This is a genomic window from Pseudomonas nitroreducens TX1, from assembly GCF_000313755.1.
In the GTDB taxonomy this organism is placed as follows: domain Bacteria; phylum Pseudomonadota; class Gammaproteobacteria; order Pseudomonadales; family Pseudomonadaceae; genus Pseudomonas; species Pseudomonas nitroreducens_A.
Genome location: NZ_AMZB01000116.1, coordinates 82,010 through 98,098, shown reverse-complemented (window position 1 = coordinate 98,098; position 16,089 = coordinate 82,010). Strand labels below are relative to the sequence as shown.

Here is a 16,089-nt window from a genome sequence, read left to right as displayed (position 1 = left end):
ACCTCTGGCGGGGATGCCTCCAGCATAGCCGTCAGCGCGGGTAGAGCGGCGGCAGGCTGCTGGCTTCCGTCGCTGGCGGGGCGTCCGGATCGGCGCCGGGCAGGGTGCGGATGGCGCGCCAGAGGTCTTCGCCCTGCCAGTTGCGCCCACCTTCGCTGTCGCTGTAGAGCGCGCCGTTGAGGCCGTCCAGCGCATCGGACAGCGGCACAAAGCGCGCCGCCATGTCGGCCAGGGTTTCCGGCTGCTGCCGGGCCCAGGCGTCCAGCGCCTGGCGGGTGGCGTGGGGGTCGTTGGCCTGGCAGGCGCGGCGCAGTTCGTCGAGCAGCGTGCGGGTGCTCGGCCCAGCCTGCGCAGCGCGGATCACCGCCGGCTGGCTGCGGGCTCGCCACCACAGGCCGAAGCCGAGGAGGGTCGTCAGGCTGAGCAGTGCGCAGGCCAGTTGCCAGGGCCAGAGCAATGTATCGCTGACGACCGTCTCGCCGGGAATGGCAGGGGCTTCGGTGTGTTCCTCCAGCTGCGAGTTGGCAGCGACCTGCAGGGTGCGGGCCGGCAGGCTGGTGCGTTCGACACGATGTTCCTGGGTATTCCACCAGACGATTTCCACCGGCGGCAGTTCCACCGGGCCGGCCTTGTCGGCGATCAGCGCCTCGCGCTCTTCGCGGCTGCCGATCATGCCCTGGTCGCTGCTTTCGTTGGCCAGTTGGGGCTGGTCCGGGTAATGCCGCAGGCCTTCGGGCAGGGCGATCGGCAAAGGCGGCAGCTGGGCGCTGGACAGCCCCTCCACGCGCAGCATGATGTTGCGGGTCAGCGCCTCGCCGGCCTTGGCCTCCTCCGGCTGCGGGCTCCAGGTCTCGGTCAGGCTGAGCGAACGGGCGGGCAGCCAGGGCGCGTCCCTGGGATAGTCGGCGGGCTTGGGGTCGACCTGCAGCGGGATGCTCGGCGAGACCACCCGCACCTGCTTGCCCGGCGGCGGGCCGAAGGGGTTGTACTCGTCGTTGCGGCGCTGCGCGGCCTGGGTGGCGTTGAAGGTCTGGCCGGGTATTTCCAGGGTGCCACTTTTCTGCGGGAAGATCGCATAGCGCACTTCGATCACACCGTGGCGGACGCCGTTGATTTCCTTCTCGTAGGTGCGCGGCTCGCCCAGCTGCTCGACCCGCGCATCGTTCATGCGCAGTGGGCTGAGGCTGCTGTCGTCGTACAGCGACACCGAGTGGTAGATGCGCAGGGTAAGGATCACTTGCGCCTGCACCCAGCTTTCCTCGTGGTCGACGCTGGCATCGATGAACACCGGGGCGAGCTTCTGGCCCTCGGCGCTGTCCTGGGCCTTGAGCACGTCCAGGCTGATCGGTTCGCTGGCGTTGCCGCCCAGGCGGATCGGCGGGATTTCCACCTTGCCCTCGCTGCGCGGCTGCAGCGTGATGATCCAGCGCGTGGTGGCCTGAGCCTTGCCGTTGAGCGTGGTCAGGCGGTTGACCTGGCGAGTGCCGAGTACCACGAAGCGCTCGTCCAGCGGCTTCAGGTCGGGCTTGCCGAACAGCGTGGGGTCATCCGACTCCAGCGTCAGTTCGACGCTCTCGCCTGCAGTCAGGCGCGCGCGGTCAACACTGGCAGTGAAGCTGGCTTCGGCGCGCATCGCGGCCAGGCAGAGCAGGGTCAGGCAGATCAGCCTTTTCATGGGGTGGGTTCCTGGCGCTGCTGCTGTTGCTGGTACCAGAACTTGCGGCGCAACAGTTCGGACGGGTCGTCGGGAATCTGCCGCAGCCACTGTTCCAGGGCCTGACGGCGCTCATCCCCTAGTGGACCGGCTTCTTCCGGGTTGGTTTCCTGTTCTTCGCCGGCGTGTTCGCCGGGTTTGTCGCTCGTGCTGGCGGAGGGGCGATCAGCCTCCTGAGAAGGGTTGTTCGCCGCTGGCGCCGGCCGCGAGTCGCGCTCGCCGGAGTGTTCGTCGTCCTGCTGCTGATCCTGCGGCTGGGCGGCCTGCGGGTCGTTGTTCTGGGCAGGGTCCTGATTCTGCTGCAAGGGCTGGTCCTTGCCATCGCCTGTGGGATTTTCCTTGCGCTGGCGCAGCAGGTCTTCGAGCAGTGCCTTGTTGCGCTTGGCCGATTCCAGCTCGGGGTCGCGCTCCAGGGCCTGGTCGTAGGCGTCGATGGCAGCTTCCAGCTCGTTCTGTTTCGCCAGGGCATTGCCGCGGTTGTAGTGGTCGGCGGCTTCGTCTCCATGGGCGAAGGCCTGGGCGGCGTCGACGTAATCGCCGGCGCGGTACAGCGCCAGGCCCTTCCAGCGGAAGTCGTCGAAGCGCTCGGCGGCTTCGGCTGGGTGTCCGGCGTCGAGCAGGCGCTGGCCCTGCTGGTCCGGCCGCAGCCAGAGGTCATTGGGCTCGAAGGCGTTGGCATCCTGCGGCGGCGCCCACAACAGCGGCAGCAACAGCGGCAGGCAGAACAACCAGCCGCGGCGGCCGGCGCAGGCGGCGAGCAGGAGCAGCGGCAACAGCAGCCAGTAGCCCTGGTCGGCCCAGCGTTGCAGGCGCAGCAGGGCATCTTCCTCGCTCACCTGAAGACCCTGGGTGCTGTCCAGCAGGCCGAGGGAGCGCAGGTCGCTGCTGCTGGTGCGCAAGCGCTGGAAGCGTCCGCCCATGTCGGTGGCGAAGGTGCGTAGCGAGCTCTCGTCAAGGCGCGGCACGAGGATGTTGCCCTGGTCGTCCTTGAGGAAGGTGCCGTCTTCCTGGGCGATGGGGGCGCCGCCGGGGGTGCCCACGGCGAGCAGCAGCAGATCCTTGCCCTTGCCTTTGAGTGCCTGGCGGATGCCCTGGCGCTCGCGGGCGTCCAGTGCGCTGGTGACCAGCAGGATTCGACCGTTGCCCTGCGCGCCATTGTCCAGCAGGCGGCGCGCCTGGGCCACGGCAAGGTCGGCGCGCTGGCCCGGCTCGGGCATGATCGACGGCTTGAGGGCATCCAGCAGATTGCGCGCAGTGCCCAGGTCATTGGACAGCGGCACCAGCGTGTGGGCGCTGCCGGCGTAGACGACGATGGCGGTCTGCGCGTCGCTGCGGCTCTGCAGCAGGTCGAGCAGTTTGTGCCGGGCCTGCTCCAGACGGGTCGGCTTGAGGTCGGTGGCGAGCATCTGCGGAGTGAGCTCCAGCACCACCACCAGCGGGTCGCTGCGCTCCAGGGTCGGTTGCTCGACCTGCTCCCAGCTCGGGCCGAGCAGCGCGAGCACGGCCAGCAGCCAGGCAATACCGAGGTAGATCCACGGGCGGCGCTCATGGCGACCGTTGCCGCCGGACAGCAACCACGGATGGAATGCCTGGGGCAGCAGCAGTTGCCAGCGGCCGGCGCGGCGTTCGCGGTGCCAGAGCTTCCACAGCAGCCAGCCCAGCGGCAGCAGCAGGATCAGCCAGAGCGGGTGCAACAGATGCGGCCAGACGTGGCTCATGGCCGGCGCTCCTTCTGCAGGCGCGCCATCCAGGCCGGCCAGCGCCAGTCCTCGGGCGGCCAGAGGGTACCGACCACGAGCGCGGCGCTGATCATCAACGCCAGCAGCAGCGGCCAGCGGTACAGCGCGATGGCGGGGCGCGCCTGGGTCGGCTTCTGTTCCACCGGCTCGAGCTGGTCGAGGCTTTCGGAGATGCGTTGCAGCTCTTCGCCGTTGCGCGCGCGGAAGTACTCACCGCCGGTGCTTTCGGCGATGGCCTTGAGCGTGGGTTCGTCCAGGTCCAGACCCGGATTGAGGCCGAACAGCCCGACGACGCCCCCTTGCTTGGGATCGGCGCCGATGCCGATGGTGTAGACCTTCACCTGTTCCTGGGCCGCCAGCCTGGCGGCGGTCTGCGGGGAAATCTCGCCGGCGGTGTTGGCGCCGTCGGTGATCAGTACCAATACGCGGCTCTCGGCCGGGCGCTGGCGCAGCCGCTTGACCGCAAGACCCATGGCATCGCCCAGGGCGGTGTCCTTGCCGGCGATACCGATCAGCGCCTCGTCCAGCCAGATGCGCACGGTATGGCGGTCGAAGGTCAGCGGTGCCTGCAGGTACGCGCGGGTGCCGAACAGGATCAGCCCGACGCGATCGCCCCGGCGGCTCTCGATAAAGTCACCGAAGAGCCTCTTTACCAGGTCAAGGCGGCTGACTTCCGCGCCGTCCCAGGTCATGTCGACGTAATCCATGGAGCCGGAAACGTCCACCGCGACCAGCAGGTCGCGGCCGGTAGCCGGGATCGGCAGCGGCTCGCCGACCCATTGCGGGCGCGCAGCGGCCAGCAGCAGGCACAGCCAGAGCAGGGCGAAGGGCGCCTGTTGGCGCCAGGCCGGCAGGCGTGCGCGGGCCCGGCGGCCGGCGAGGCCCTCGAGTTCCTTGAGGAAGCTGACCTTGATCGCCGCCTCGCCGTTGTCGGCCGGCGGCAGGACGAGGCGCATCACCCAGGGCAGCGGGGCGAGCAGGAAGATCCAGGGCCAGGCGAACTCAAACATGCTTGCGCACCCAGGTTTCCACCGCGGCGGCGAGACCGTCGATGGCCTTGTCGTCCAGCTTGCACTCGGCGCGGTAGCCGCCTTCCACCAGGATCATCCAGCGGGTCAGGCCGGCGGCCGGGCAGCGGGTGTCGAGGAAGGCCAGCCAGGCGCGGCCGCTCAGGGTGTGGCTGTGGCTCTCCGGCCAGCGCGCGCGGGACAGGCGCTTGAGCAGACCGTTCAGCGCTTGCAGCCAGGGGCCGGCCGGCGCGTGGTCGTAGGGGCGCGGCAGGCGCTTGAGCTCTTCCAGCGCGGCTTCGCGAAGCGGGTCCAGTGGCGCCTCCGCGGCGACCTTGGCCTTGCGCTTGGGCAGCCAGCGCTGGCGGTTGCGCCACAGCAGCCAGAGCAGCAACGGCAGCAGCGCGGCGAGCAACCACCAGCCCGGCGCCGGCGGCCACCAGGGCACCGCGGCGGGTTCGATCAGCGGTTGCAACTGGTCGAGGGGATTCATTTCGCGTAGCCCGGCTCGTGCTGTTCCAGCAGGTTGCGCAGCTGTTCCACCAGTTCTTCCTGGGTGGTCAGCGGCAGCAGCGGCACGCCCAGGCGCAGGGCGAGGCGCTGCCAGCGTTGGCGGCGGGCTTCGCCAAGGGCGCGGTAGGCCAGGCGTTGCTCGTCGATGTGGGTGTCCAGCTCCAGCTGCGCCTGACCCTCGGCGAATCTCAACAGCCCGGCGGCAGGCAATGCGTGGTCGAGCGGGTCGGAGACCGGCAGCATCACCAGGTCGGTGTGGCGTGACAGCAGGGAAAGCTGTTGTTCGGCGACGTCACTGAGCGCGCGCTCGTCGCACACCACCATGATCAGGCTGCCGGGACGCAGCACCTCGCGGGCGCGGCGCAGGGCCATGCCGAAGCCGTCGCCGCTGTGGCTGAGGTTGGAGCCGGCGAGCAACGCGTTGTTGGCGCGCACGATCAGGTTGAACAGCTGCAGCAGGCTCTGCTTGCTGCGGCGCGGCTTGATTTCATGGCATTCGCTGTCGGTGAAGACCAGCCCGCCGATGCGGTCGTTGTGCGCCAGCGCAGCCCAGCCGACGAAAGCGGCGGCGCGGGCGGCGAGCACGGACTTGAAGCTCAGCCCGGAGCCGAAGAACAGCCGGGCACTCTGCTCGACCAGCACGAACACCGGACGCTCGCGTTCTTCATGGAACAGCTTGGTGTGCGGCTCCTGGGTGCGTGCGGTGACACGCCAGTCGATGGTGCGCACGTCGTCGCCGGCCTGGTAGACGCGCACCTGGTCGAAGTCCACGCCACGGCCGCGCAGGCGCGAGTGGTGCAGGCCGATCAGCGGGCTGCGCCGCGAGGGCGTGGAGAACAGCTGGACTTCACGCAGGCGGTGACGGATCTCGATCAGCTCGCCGAGCGAGACGGCCACGCCGGGCGCCAGGACGTTGTGCATGTCAGGCGACGGCGACCACGTCGAGGATGCGCTGGACCACGCGGTCCTGGTCGATCCCGGCGGCTTCCGCCTCGAAGGTGAGGATCAGGCGATGGCGCAGCACGTCGAAGAGCATCGCCTGGATGTCCTCGGGGCTGACGAAGTCGCGCCCGGCCAGCCAGGCATGGGCGCGTGCGCAACGGTCCAGGGCGATGGAGCCGCGCGGGCTGGCGCCGTAGGACAGCCACTCGGCCAGTTCGGCGTCGTACTTGGCCGGGGTGCGCGTGGCCATGATCAACTGCACCAGGTACTCCTCCACGGCATCGGCCATGTACAGGCCGAGGATTTCCTGGCGGGCGGCGAAGATGGCTTCCTGGGTGACCCGGCGCTCCGGCTTGGTCTCGCCGTGCAGCGCTTCGCCGCGGGCCTGCTGGAGGATGCGGCGTTCCACGGAGGCCTCCGGATAGCCGATCTTCACATGCATGAGGAAGCGGTCGAGCTGCGCCTCGGGCAGCGGGTAGGTGCCTTCCTGCTCGATAGGGTTCTGCGTCGCCATCACCAGGAACAGCGGCGGCAGGTCGTAGGTGCTGCGCCCCACGCTGACCTGGCGCTCGGCCATGGCTTCGAGCAGGGCGGACTGCACCTTGGCCGGCGCGCGGTTGATTTCATCGGCCAGCACCAGGTGGTGGAAGATCGGTCCCTGCTGGAACACGAAGCTGCCGTTTTCCGGGCGATAGATCTCGGTGCCGGTGATGTCGGCAGGGAGCAGGTCCGGAGTGAACTGGATGCGGTGGAAGTCGGCCTCCAGGCCCTCGGCCAGATCCTTGATGGCCTTGGTCTTGGCCAGACCCGGCGCGCCCTCCACCAGCAGGTGGCCATCGGCGATCAGGGCGATGAGCAGCCGCTCGATGAGCTTTTCCTGGCCGAGGATCTGGCTGGAGAGATACTGGCGCAGTGCAAGGAGCGACTCACGATGTTCCATCGCGTGGATTTCCTGGGACTAAGGGTGGGGCTGTCGGGCCGCCTATTTTACTGCATCGGCCCTCACTCTTGCAGCGCTGCGCTTCGAGCCTTGTGCGGCGCTGCCGGTTCCCGAACGGTTTCTACGCCGGGCAGCGGTGTCAGGCAATGCAGCGCGGAATTGGGGTTGCGCTGCTGGCGCATATCGCGCGCACCGCCATGGACCACCGCGAAGCGGTAGACCCAGGCCACCAGGCGCGGCATGCCGGCGCGCAGCAGCATGCGGTGGAACAGCTCGTCCGCCTCGGCCTTGGTCACCGGGGCGACGTTGAGGAACTGGTACAGCGCGTCGTGCACCAGGCTCGCGTGGTGCGCCACCGGCCAGAACATCGTGCGTTCCTTCTGCTGCCCGTGGCGCAGGCACTGCACGCTTTCCAGGTGTTCCCACCAATCCGGCGTGCCGAGGGTGGCGATCCAGAAGAACGGCACCTTCGGCGAGCAGCCGTCCCAGGCGTAGGTGCGCGTACAGCCGAAGTCGTAGCTCACGGTGCCGGCGGCAAGGTCCACGCTGGCGGGCCCGGGGTTGATGATGATGCGCCCGTCGTGCACCACCAGCCACTCGCTGTAGAAGAAGCGACCCTGGAACAGCGGCTCCTCGCAGACCAGCGGGAAGTCGATGTAGTTGATCCACGGGCCGTTGCGGTCGCGACTGCAGAAGCCCCACTCGCGCACCGAGCGCTCCCGCGCGGCTTCGACCCGGCGCAGGCGCTCGGTGCGGCCGACGATGCGTGGCAACAATACGCCGAGATAGACCGGGACCGCGCCGATCAGCAGCGGCCGTACGGCTTCGTCGAGGAACAGCCAGGCCAGCACCAGCAGCGTCACGCCCAACAGGGTGACCAGCAGGTTGTCCAGGTGGCGCAGCAGCGGGCGGTGCAAGGGTGGGTGGCGTTGCATGGCGTCCGTTCCAGGGCAGGAGTCCGCATGATAGCGCTTTGATATTTCCTGCGGCAGGTGCGGAACGATCGTACCGGGAAATCTGTCGTCTCTGCGTGGGCGTAGCCTCTGCATGCCGTTGAACGAATATGTCGCAGCCCCGTAAGCCACGGCCTGGCCACTCCCGATAAGCTCGCTGGGATCGGTGACCGCCCGGTCGGGGTTGTCAATCGAGGGTCACACTGCCCGTCTATGACCTGTGGCCCGACACAAGGCGATATGCGTTCTACGCTCAATCCAACAAAACGAGCCCAGCGGAGTACCAACATGGCGTTCTTCACCGCAGCCAGCAAAGCCGACTTCCAGCAACAACTGAAAGCGGCCCTGGCGCAGCACGTCGACGACAAGGGTCTGCCACAAGTGACCCTGTTCGCCGAGCAGTTCTTCGGCTTCATCTCCCTCGACGAATTGACCCAGCGCAGGCTGTCCGACCTGGTCGGCTGCACGCTGTCTTCCTGGCGCCTGTTGGAACGTTTCGACCCCGCCCAGCCTATCGTTGCGGTCTACAACCCCGATTACGAGAAGCATGGCTGGCAGTCCACCCACACCGCCGTGCAGGTGCTGCACCCGGACCAACCGTTCCTGGTCGACTCGGTGCGCATGGAGCTGAACCGCCGCGGCTACAGCATCCACACCCTGCAGACCAACGTGCTCAGCGTGCGCCGCAACGCCAAGGGCGAGTTGCTGGAAATCCTGCCCAAGAACAGCACCGGCAAGGACGTGCGCCAGGAGTCGCTGATGTACCTGGAGATCGACCGCGTCTCCCAGGCCGGCGAACTGCGCACCCTGGAAAAAGCCCTGCTGGAGGTGCTGGGCGAAGTCCGCCTGGCGGTAGCCGATTTCCCGGCCATGCGCACCAAGGCCGAAGAGCTGCTGGCCTGGCTGGGCAAATCCAAGCTCAAGGCTCGCGCCGAGGAAACCGCCGAGGTGCGCGCCTTCCTCGAGTGGCTGCTGGACAACCACTTCACCTTCCTTGGCTATGAAGAATTCACCGTGCAGGAGGAAGCCGACGGCGGCCACCTGGTGTACGACGAGAAGGCCTTCCTCGGCCTGACCCGCACCCTGCGCGCCGGCCTTAACAAGGACGACCTGCACATCGAGGACTACGCGGTGACCTACCTGCGCGAGCCGGTACTGCTGTCCTTCGCCAAGGCCTCGCAGCCCAGCCGCGTGCACCGCCCGGCCTACCCGGACTACGTGTCGATCCGCGAGATCGACGCCAAGGGCAAGGTCGTCCGCGAGTTCCGCTTCCTCGGCCTGTATACCTCGGCGGTCTATGCCGAGAGCGTGTTCGACATCCCGTTCATCCGTGGCAAGGTCGCTGCGGTGTTGAAGAATTCCGGTTTCGACAGCAAGGCGCACCTGGGCAAGGAGCTGGCGCAGATCCTCGAGGTGCTGCCGCGCGACGATCTGTTCCAGACCCCGGTGGATGAGCTGTACAACACCGCCATGTCCATCGTGCAGATCCAGGAACGCAACAAGATTCGCCTGTTCCTGCGCAAGGACCCGTACGGCCGCTTCGCCTACTGCCTGGCCTACGTACCGCGTGACATCTATTCCACCGAAACGCGGATGAAGATCCAGCAGGTGCTGATGGAGCGCCTGAAGGCCAGCGACTGCGAGTTCTGGACCTTCTTCTCCGAATCCACCCTGGCCCGCGTGCAGTTCATCCTGCGTGTCGATCCGAAGAATCGTATCGACGTTGATGCCGCCCAGCTGGAGCAGGAGGCGATCCAGGCCTGCCGCTCCTGGCAGGACGACTACGCCGCACTGGTGCTGGAGAACTTCGGCGAAGGGCAGGGCAACAACCTGCTGGAAGACTTCCCGAAGGGCTTCCCGGCCGGCTACCGCGAGCGCTTTGCCCCGCATTTCGCGGTGGTGGACCTGCAGCACCTGTCCAGCCTGTCCGACAGCCGCCCACTGGTGATGAGCTTCTACCAGCCGCTGGCCCAGGGCGAACAGCAGCTGCATTGCAAGCTGTACCACGCCGACACGCCGTTGGCCCTGTCGGACGTCTTGCCTATTCTGGAAAACCTCGGCCTGCGCGTGCTCGGCGAGTTCCCCTATCGGCTGCGCCACACCAACGGCCGCGAGTACTGGATCCACGACTTCGCCTTCACCTACGCCGAGGGCCTGGACGTCAACATCCAGGAACTCAACGAGACCCTGCAGGACGCCTTCGTCCACATCGTCAACGGCGACGCCGAGAACGATGCCTTCAACCGCCTGGTGCTGACCGCCGGCCTGCCGTGGCGCGACGTGGCGCTGCTGCGCGCCTACGCGCGCTATCTCAAGCAGATTCGCCTGGGCTTCGACCTGGGCTACATCGCCAGCGCGCTGAACGCCCACGTGGACATCGCCCGCGAACTGGTGCGCCTGTTCAAGACCCGCTTCTACCTCGCCCGCAAGCTCACCGCCGAGGACCTTGAAGACAAGCAGCAGAAGCTGGAACAGGCGATTCTCGCGGCCCTGGACAACGTCCAGGTGCTCAACGAGGACCGCATCCTGAGGCGCTACCTCGACCTGATCAAGGCGACCCTGCGCACCAACTTCTACCAGCCGGACGTAGCTGGGCAGAACAAGAGCTACTTCAGCTTCAAGTTCAACCCCAAGGCCATCCCGGAAATCCCGCGGCCGACGCCCAAGTTCGAGATATTCGTCTACTGCCCGCGTGTGGAAGGCGTGCACCTGCGCTTCGGCGACGTGGCCCGTGGCGGCCTGCGCTGGTCTGATCGCGAGGAAGACTTCCGCACCGAAGTGCTGGGCCTGGTGAAGGCGCAACAAGTCAAGAACGCGGTGATCGTGCCCACCGGCGCCAAGGGCGGCTTCATCCCGCGCCGCCTGCCGGTCGGCGGCAGCCGCGACGATATCCAGGCCGAGGCCATTGCCTGCTACCGCATCTTCATCTCCGGCCTGCTGGACATCACCGACAACCTCAAGGAAGGCCAGGTCGTGCCGCCTGCCAACGTGGTGCGCCACGACGCCGACGACCCCTACCTGGTGGTGGCGGCGGACAAGGGCACCGCGACTTTCTCCGACATCGCCAACGGCATTTCCGCCGACTACAACTTCTGGCTTGGCGACGCCTTCGCCTCCGGCGGCTCCGCCGGCTACGACCACAAGGGCATGGGCATTACCGCCCGTGGCGGCTGGGTCTCGGTGCAGCGGCACTTCCGCGAGCGCGGCATCGACGTGCAGAAGGACAGCGTCACCGTCATCGGCATCGGCGACATGGCCGGCGACGTGTTCGGCAACGGCCTGCTGATGTCCGACAAGCTGCAGATGGTTGCAGCGTTCAACCACATGCACATCTTCCTCGACCCGAATCCGGACCCGGCGGCGAGCTTCGCCGAGCGCCAGCGCCTGTTCAACCTGCCGCGTTCCAGTTGGGCCGATTACGACGCTTCGTTGATCTCCGCCGGTGGCGGCATCTTCCTGCGCAGCGCCAAGAGCATCACCCTGACCCCGGAAGTGCGCGCGCGCTTCGACATCGATGCCGAGCGCCTGACCCCGACCGAGCTGATCCATGCGCTGCTCAAGGCGCCGGTGGACCTGCTGTGGAACGGCGGCATCGGCACCTACGTGAAGTCCAGTGACGAAACCCACGCCGACGTCGGCGACAAGGCCAACGACGGCCTGCGCGTGGACGGCCGCGACCTGCGGGTGAAAGTGGTGGGCGAGGGCGGCAACCTCGGCATGACGCAGCTGGCGCGGGTCGAGTTCGGCCTCAACGGCGGCGCCTGCAACACCGACTTCATCGATAACGCCGGTGGTGTGGACTGCTCCGACCACGAGGTGAACATCAAGATCCTGCTCAACGAGGTGGTGACCGCCGGCGACATGACCAGCAAGCAGCGCAACAAGCTGCTGGCGGAAATGACCGACCAGGTGTCCGACCTGGTGCTGGGCAACAACTACAAGCAGACCCAGGCGCTGTCCCTGGCCGAGCGCCGCGCCCGCGAGCGCATCGCCGAGTACAAGCGGCTGATGAGCGACCTTGAGGCGCGTGGCAAGCTGGATCGCGCGCTGGAATTCCTGCCCACCGACGACGGCCTTGCCGAGCGCATCGCTGCCGGCCAGGGCCTGACCCGCGCCGAACTGGCTGTGCTGATTTCCTACAGCAAGATCGATCTGAAGGAACAGCTGCTGGGTTCGCTGGTGCCGGACGACGACTACCTGACCCGCGACATGGAGACGGCCTTCCCGCAGGCCCTGGTCGATACCTTCGGCCCGGCCATGCGCAAGCACCGTCTGAAGCGCGAGATCGTCAGTACGCAGATCGCCAACGACCTGATCAACCACATGGGCATCACCTTCGTGCAGCGCCTGAAGGAGTCCACCGGCATGACGCCGGCGAACGTGGCGGGCGCCTACGTGATCGTGCGCGATGTCTTCCATCTGCCGCACTGGTTCCGCCAGATCGAGGCACTGGACTACCAGGTGCCGGCGGAAGTGCAGCTGACCCTGATGGACGAGCTGATGCGTCTGGGGCGCCGCGCGACCCGTTGGTTCCTGCGCAGTCGTCGCAACGAGCAGGACGCCGCTCGCGACGTCGCGCACTTCGGTCCGCGCATCGCAGCCCTGGGCCTGAAGCTCAACGAACTGCTTGAAGGCCCGACCCGCGAACTGTGGCAGGCGCGCTACCAGGCCTACGTCGATGCGGGCGTGCCGGAGCTGCTGGCGCGCATGGTCGCCGGTACCAGTCACCTCTACACCCTGCTGCCGATCGTCGAAGCAGCGGACGTCACCGGCCGTGATCCGGCCGACGTGGCGCGCGCCTACTTCGCCCTGGGCAGCGAGTTGGAACTGACCTGGTATTTGCAGCAGATCAGCTCCCTGCCGGTGGAAAACAACTGGCAGGCGCTGGCCCGCGAAGCCTTCCGCGACGACCTGGACTGGCAACAGCGCGCAATTACCGTGTCGGTGCTGCAGATGCAGGATGGCCCCGCGGAAATCGACGCGCGCGTGGCGCTCTGGCTGGACCAGCACGCTCCGATGGTTGCGCGCTGGCGCGCCATGCTTGCTGACCTGCGTGCATCCACCAGCACCGACTACGCCATGTACGCCGTGGCCAACCGCGAGCTGCTCGACCTGGCGCAAAGCAACCAGCAGGGCGCTGGCCCGGTCTGACGGTCAACGCCTGAAAACCTTTTGATGCTCCAGCCCCGCCTCGTGCGGGGCTTTTTTTCGCCTGGATAAGCGCCCCTGTAGGAGCGGGCCATGCCCGCGACGTGAGTCGCCGCCTGCACGGACCTCCCGCCGAGCCCCCACGCCGGATGGCGCTAGATGCAGTGATGCCTATCGATTGGGGGGGGCGAGTCGTCGGGCCAGCGCCCTATTGAGAAAGCGGCAGAGCTCGGTTCGCGAGCAAGCTCGCTCCTACAGCTCGCCCTTGCTCGGAGCGCTCTTTGTAGGAGCGAGCTTGCTCGCGAACAGCACGATAAGCGACCCATCGCCACGCTCGCTGGGCACGGGGCTGTATCGCTGGCCTTCAGAGGCAAAAGGGAAAACGCGTTCCGCCGCGAGGGGCTTGGCGGAGACGCTCCGCTTCTCCGGATACGGCGTGGATGTTCAGCTCCCGCTCCGCCCATCCTCATGCGGCTCGGTCAGTGCCCGACGGTACTTGGCGTACAGCTCATCGGACATATTGCTGGCCCCCAGCATCTTCAGCGCGAAGGATTTGACTTGCTCGTCGCTGTAGGGCTCTGGCTGCGGCGCCGGTTGGCTGGCGCAGCCCACCAGCCACAGGGGCAGGGTCAGGGAAAGGAGGGCGAGGGCACGGTTCATGGTTTCACACGCAGGCTGGTTCGGGGTAGGGAAAGGCTATCAACCGCTCGAGGCGAGCAGAAATCATCCCGTTCAATAGTGGTTATCGTTTCTGGCGACTTCCGACGCTTCAGTCCTACAGAAAGTTCCCGGCTGCGGCGTTTTACAGCGAATGCGGATATCCTTCCCCGCTGTTTATCCCGATTCAGGACATCCCCATGAAAGCGCAACTCGTCGAACTTCTCACGCTGATCAGCTCCGGCTGCCTCGGGGAGGATGAGATCCAGCAGGTCGCCGACGAGGCTTCGCAGGCCTATGCCGATCCGGCGGCCTTCCTCGCCGCCAATCCGGACATCAATTACGACGAAAGCTTCCCCATTCCGCTGGGTGAGTGGGTGGTGGTGGGCAGCCTGCCGGAGATCGTGCTGTTCATGGGCGACAGCTACGAGGAGCTGTTCGGTGAGATCCGCGCCTCCTTCGATCCGAGCGTGAGTTTTGTGCTGCAGGCCAAGCAACTGCGCAAGACCGAGCCGCTGGCCGCGCTTAACCGCATCCAGACCCAGCTCGGTGCGCTGTACCCGGAAAAAGGCGGCTATGTGCTGGTGAACTTCAGCGAGCCGCTGGACACCGAACTGCAGTGCGTACTGGTGTACCGCAATGACCTGGAGCGGGTCATGGCGCTTTGCGTGGAAATCGGCATTCCCGCCGTGCCGGCGCTGCAGGCCGCCCGGCAAGCCGATCAGGGCTGATCCGGCTGGGTCATCAGCAGCAGGGCGCCCAGGTCCACCAGGACCCGGTCGCCTATGCGTCGAGTCGGTATGGCTTTTTGATCGATCCAGAGTTGCACAATGGCTGGTCGGTCGTTCAGCCCGACCAGCTGTGCAAAACGCTGGGGCGTCACGTAATAGCCACCTTCGTCAAGGTCCGGGCTGAATCCGCTTTCCTCGTTCATATTGTGTCCCGCACCATCCCGTCTGATTGGTCCATGGCCTCTGCTGCGGCCTGGACGGCGAATTTATCCTAGTTATTAGGGTGTTTATCCGGGCTTTATCGGTCTCGGAGATGGATGACGCATGATGAAGAAACGTTTCCTATTCACTGCAGGAGAAAGACTACGCGCATTGCGCTCGCTGACGGGCCTGTCTCGCCGCGCCTTCGCCGAAGTGGTTGGCATGAAGGCCAAGGATGTGGAAAACATCGAGTACGGCAATCAGCGCATGCGTGACCTCGATTTCCAGAAGGTCTGCAGCGTTTACCCGGACTTCAGCCGGTGGATAACCTACGAAGGGCCGATCGACCAGGCAGAGGTGACCTGGAAGGTCGAGGACTCCGCCCAGCGCGCGGCGGTTTATCTGGTCAGGAGCAATCCGCAGCTGTTGGCCACGCTCGGTCTGACTCTGCAGGAGTGGCGGGCACGGCACCATGAGGTGCTCGATAGCCTGGAGGAGGAGGAGCGCCAGCTCTGGGAAGAGAGCCGCGAGGAGTGAGGTGTCGCGTCAGCCGGCCGCGCCGGTCTGGCGCAGGTAGGTGATCACGTCCGCAGCGCCGGCTTCGCGCAGCCCCTGACCGAAGCCATCCGACTGGGGGTCATCCCTGGGCAGCAGCAGGCTCTCAGGGGTTTCCGAATTGAACAGGCCGAAGCGCGCGTAGGGCATGCCGGTCTCCAGCAACAGTTCCATGAAGGACGCGTCGCTCCAGGCCTTGGCCGGCATGGCCAGCATATGGAAGCCGTGCTCCAGTTCATCCAGCACGGGGGCCTGCAGGGCAAAGTGCTGGATGCTCGCCGGCAGGATGATCTCCAGCCCGCGGCGGCGGGCATAGACCACCGCGTTGGCCAGTTCGCACGGGTGATTGTCGTCGTCCCAGAACAACCGCACGCCGTGCCAGCTCGCGCTACGCAACTGCAGAGGCGTCTTGCGCTCGAAACCGGGCAGGGCCACACCCAGTACCTTGGTGAAGTCGTTGTAGCTGATGATCCGCACCTTGCGGCACTGCTCACAGTTGGAGAGGTCTTCGAGCCCTGCCAGGGGGCTGTCGAGCAGGCTGCGGCAGCAGAGGCCATCGATGCTTCGAATGTCGACGGCGGGGTGCTCTTCGCGGTAGCTGGTCACCAGGCGCTTGAGTACGGCGTGGATGCGCGCCTTGTCTTCCTGTACCGGACCGGACAGCGCGCCGCGCGGCAGGTCGATCAGACGGTACAGCGGAGGGCCCGATTGCCAACCGAGACCCGCGGGCCCGTTGGGCAGTGGCTCGAAGGGCAGGGAAAGGCTCCGGCTGCGCTCAGCGACGTTACGCCCATCGGAGCTGCCAATACCCAGACGCTGGGCGAGGGCGGCCAGCCGACTGGTCACGCTGCGGGGGCGGGATGGTTGACTCATGGGCGACGCAAGACTCTCGATGACCGGCTGGCGAGTGTAGGAAGCGCCGGGCGTGATGCACGGCGAATTGCCCTAAGCATAGAAAACCCTGGCGCCGTTGGGCGCATGCAGTGTGG

Annotated in this window: 13 protein-coding genes; 3 read left to right on the top strand and 10 right to left on the bottom strand. The window is 66.6% G+C overall.

The window, feature by feature from the left end; all coding sequences use genetic code 11:
* Positions 1-31: 31 nt before the first annotated feature.
* The 7 genes from C167_RS0116235 to C167_RS0116205 all read right to left on the bottom strand — a co-directional run bounded on the left by C167_RS0116235 (position 32) and on the right by C167_RS0116205 (position 7,790).
* The gene (locus C167_RS0116235; protein WP_017519339.1) at positions 32-1,675 is read right to left on the bottom strand and encodes a BatD family protein; all 1,644 of its coding nucleotides are present in this window, start codon (positions 1,673-1,675) and stop codon (positions 32-34) included.
* Entirely contained in the window at positions 1,672-3,432 is a 1,761-nt protein-coding gene (locus C167_RS0116230) for a VWA domain-containing protein (RefSeq protein ID WP_017519338.1), read from the bottom strand. Before C167_RS0116230 ends, C167_RS0116235 begins: the two co-directional genes overlap by 4 nt.
* Entirely contained in the window at positions 3,429-4,463 is a 1,035-nt protein-coding gene (locus C167_RS0116225; RefSeq protein WP_017519337.1) for a vWA domain-containing protein, read from the bottom strand. The genes C167_RS0116230 and C167_RS0116225 overlap by 4 nt, the downstream gene beginning before the upstream one ends.
* Positions 4,456-4,953: a DUF4381 domain-containing protein gene (locus tag C167_RS0116220; protein WP_017519336.1), complete on the bottom strand. Its 498-nt coding sequence runs from the start codon at positions 4,951-4,953 to the stop codon at positions 4,456-4,458. Before C167_RS0116220 ends, C167_RS0116225 begins: the two co-directional genes overlap by 8 nt.
* Entirely contained in the window at positions 4,950-5,894 is a 945-nt protein-coding gene (locus C167_RS0116215) for a DUF58 domain-containing protein (protein WP_017519335.1), read from the bottom strand. Before C167_RS0116215 ends, C167_RS0116220 begins: the two co-directional genes overlap by 4 nt.
* Position 5,895: 1 nt before the next feature.
* On the bottom strand, positions 5,896-6,855 hold the full coding sequence (locus C167_RS0116210) for an AAA family ATPase (RefSeq protein WP_017519334.1): 960 nt from the start codon (positions 6,853-6,855) through the stop codon (positions 5,896-5,898).
* A 62-nt stretch (positions 6,856-6,917) separates the two neighbouring features.
* Complete coding sequence (locus tag C167_RS0116205; protein WP_017519333.1) at positions 6,918-7,790, bottom strand: DUF1353 domain-containing protein; 873 nt, start codon at positions 7,788-7,790, stop codon at positions 6,918-6,920.
* Positions 7,791-8,096: 306 nt separating this feature from the next.
* Between C167_RS0116205 and C167_RS0116200 the strand changes: the two genes are divergently transcribed.
* Positions 8,097-12,959, top strand: coding sequence for an NAD-glutamate dehydrogenase (locus C167_RS0116200; RefSeq protein ID WP_017519332.1), 4,863 nt, complete (start codon positions 8,097-8,099; stop codon positions 12,957-12,959).
* Positions 12,960-13,400: 441 nt separating this feature from the next.
* On the opposite strand, the gene C167_RS0116195 is transcribed toward C167_RS0116200, so the two are convergent.
* Positions 13,401-13,616: a hypothetical protein gene (locus C167_RS0116195; protein WP_017519331.1), complete on the bottom strand. Its 216-nt coding sequence runs from the start codon at positions 13,614-13,616 to the stop codon at positions 13,401-13,403.
* 197 nt (positions 13,617-13,813) lie between these two features.
* Here C167_RS0116195 and C167_RS0116190 point away from each other — a divergent pair, with 197 nt between their 5' ends.
* Positions 13,814-14,344, top strand: a complete 531-nt coding sequence (locus C167_RS0116190) for a hypothetical protein (protein WP_017519330.1) — start codon at positions 13,814-13,816, stop codon at positions 14,342-14,344.
* Here the strand turns inward: C167_RS0116190 and C167_RS0116185 are convergent.
* Positions 14,335-14,547, bottom strand: coding sequence for a hypothetical protein (locus C167_RS0116185; RefSeq protein ID WP_017519329.1), 213 nt, complete (start codon positions 14,545-14,547; stop codon positions 14,335-14,337). The genes C167_RS0116190 and C167_RS0116185 overlap by 10 nt on opposite strands.
* A 121-nt stretch (positions 14,548-14,668) precedes the next feature.
* Between C167_RS0116185 and C167_RS32640 the strand changes: the two genes are divergently transcribed.
* On the top strand, positions 14,669-15,082 hold the full coding sequence (locus C167_RS32640; RefSeq protein ID WP_081596683.1) for a helix-turn-helix domain-containing protein: 414 nt from the start codon (positions 14,669-14,671) through the stop codon (positions 15,080-15,082).
* Between the two features lie 9 nt (positions 15,083-15,091).
* On the opposite strand, the gene C167_RS0116175 is transcribed toward C167_RS32640, so the two are convergent.
* Entirely contained in the window at positions 15,092-15,973 is an 882-nt protein-coding gene (locus tag C167_RS0116175; protein ID WP_026079102.1) for a DUF6685 family protein, read from the bottom strand.
* Positions 15,974-16,089 lie beyond the last annotated feature (116 nt).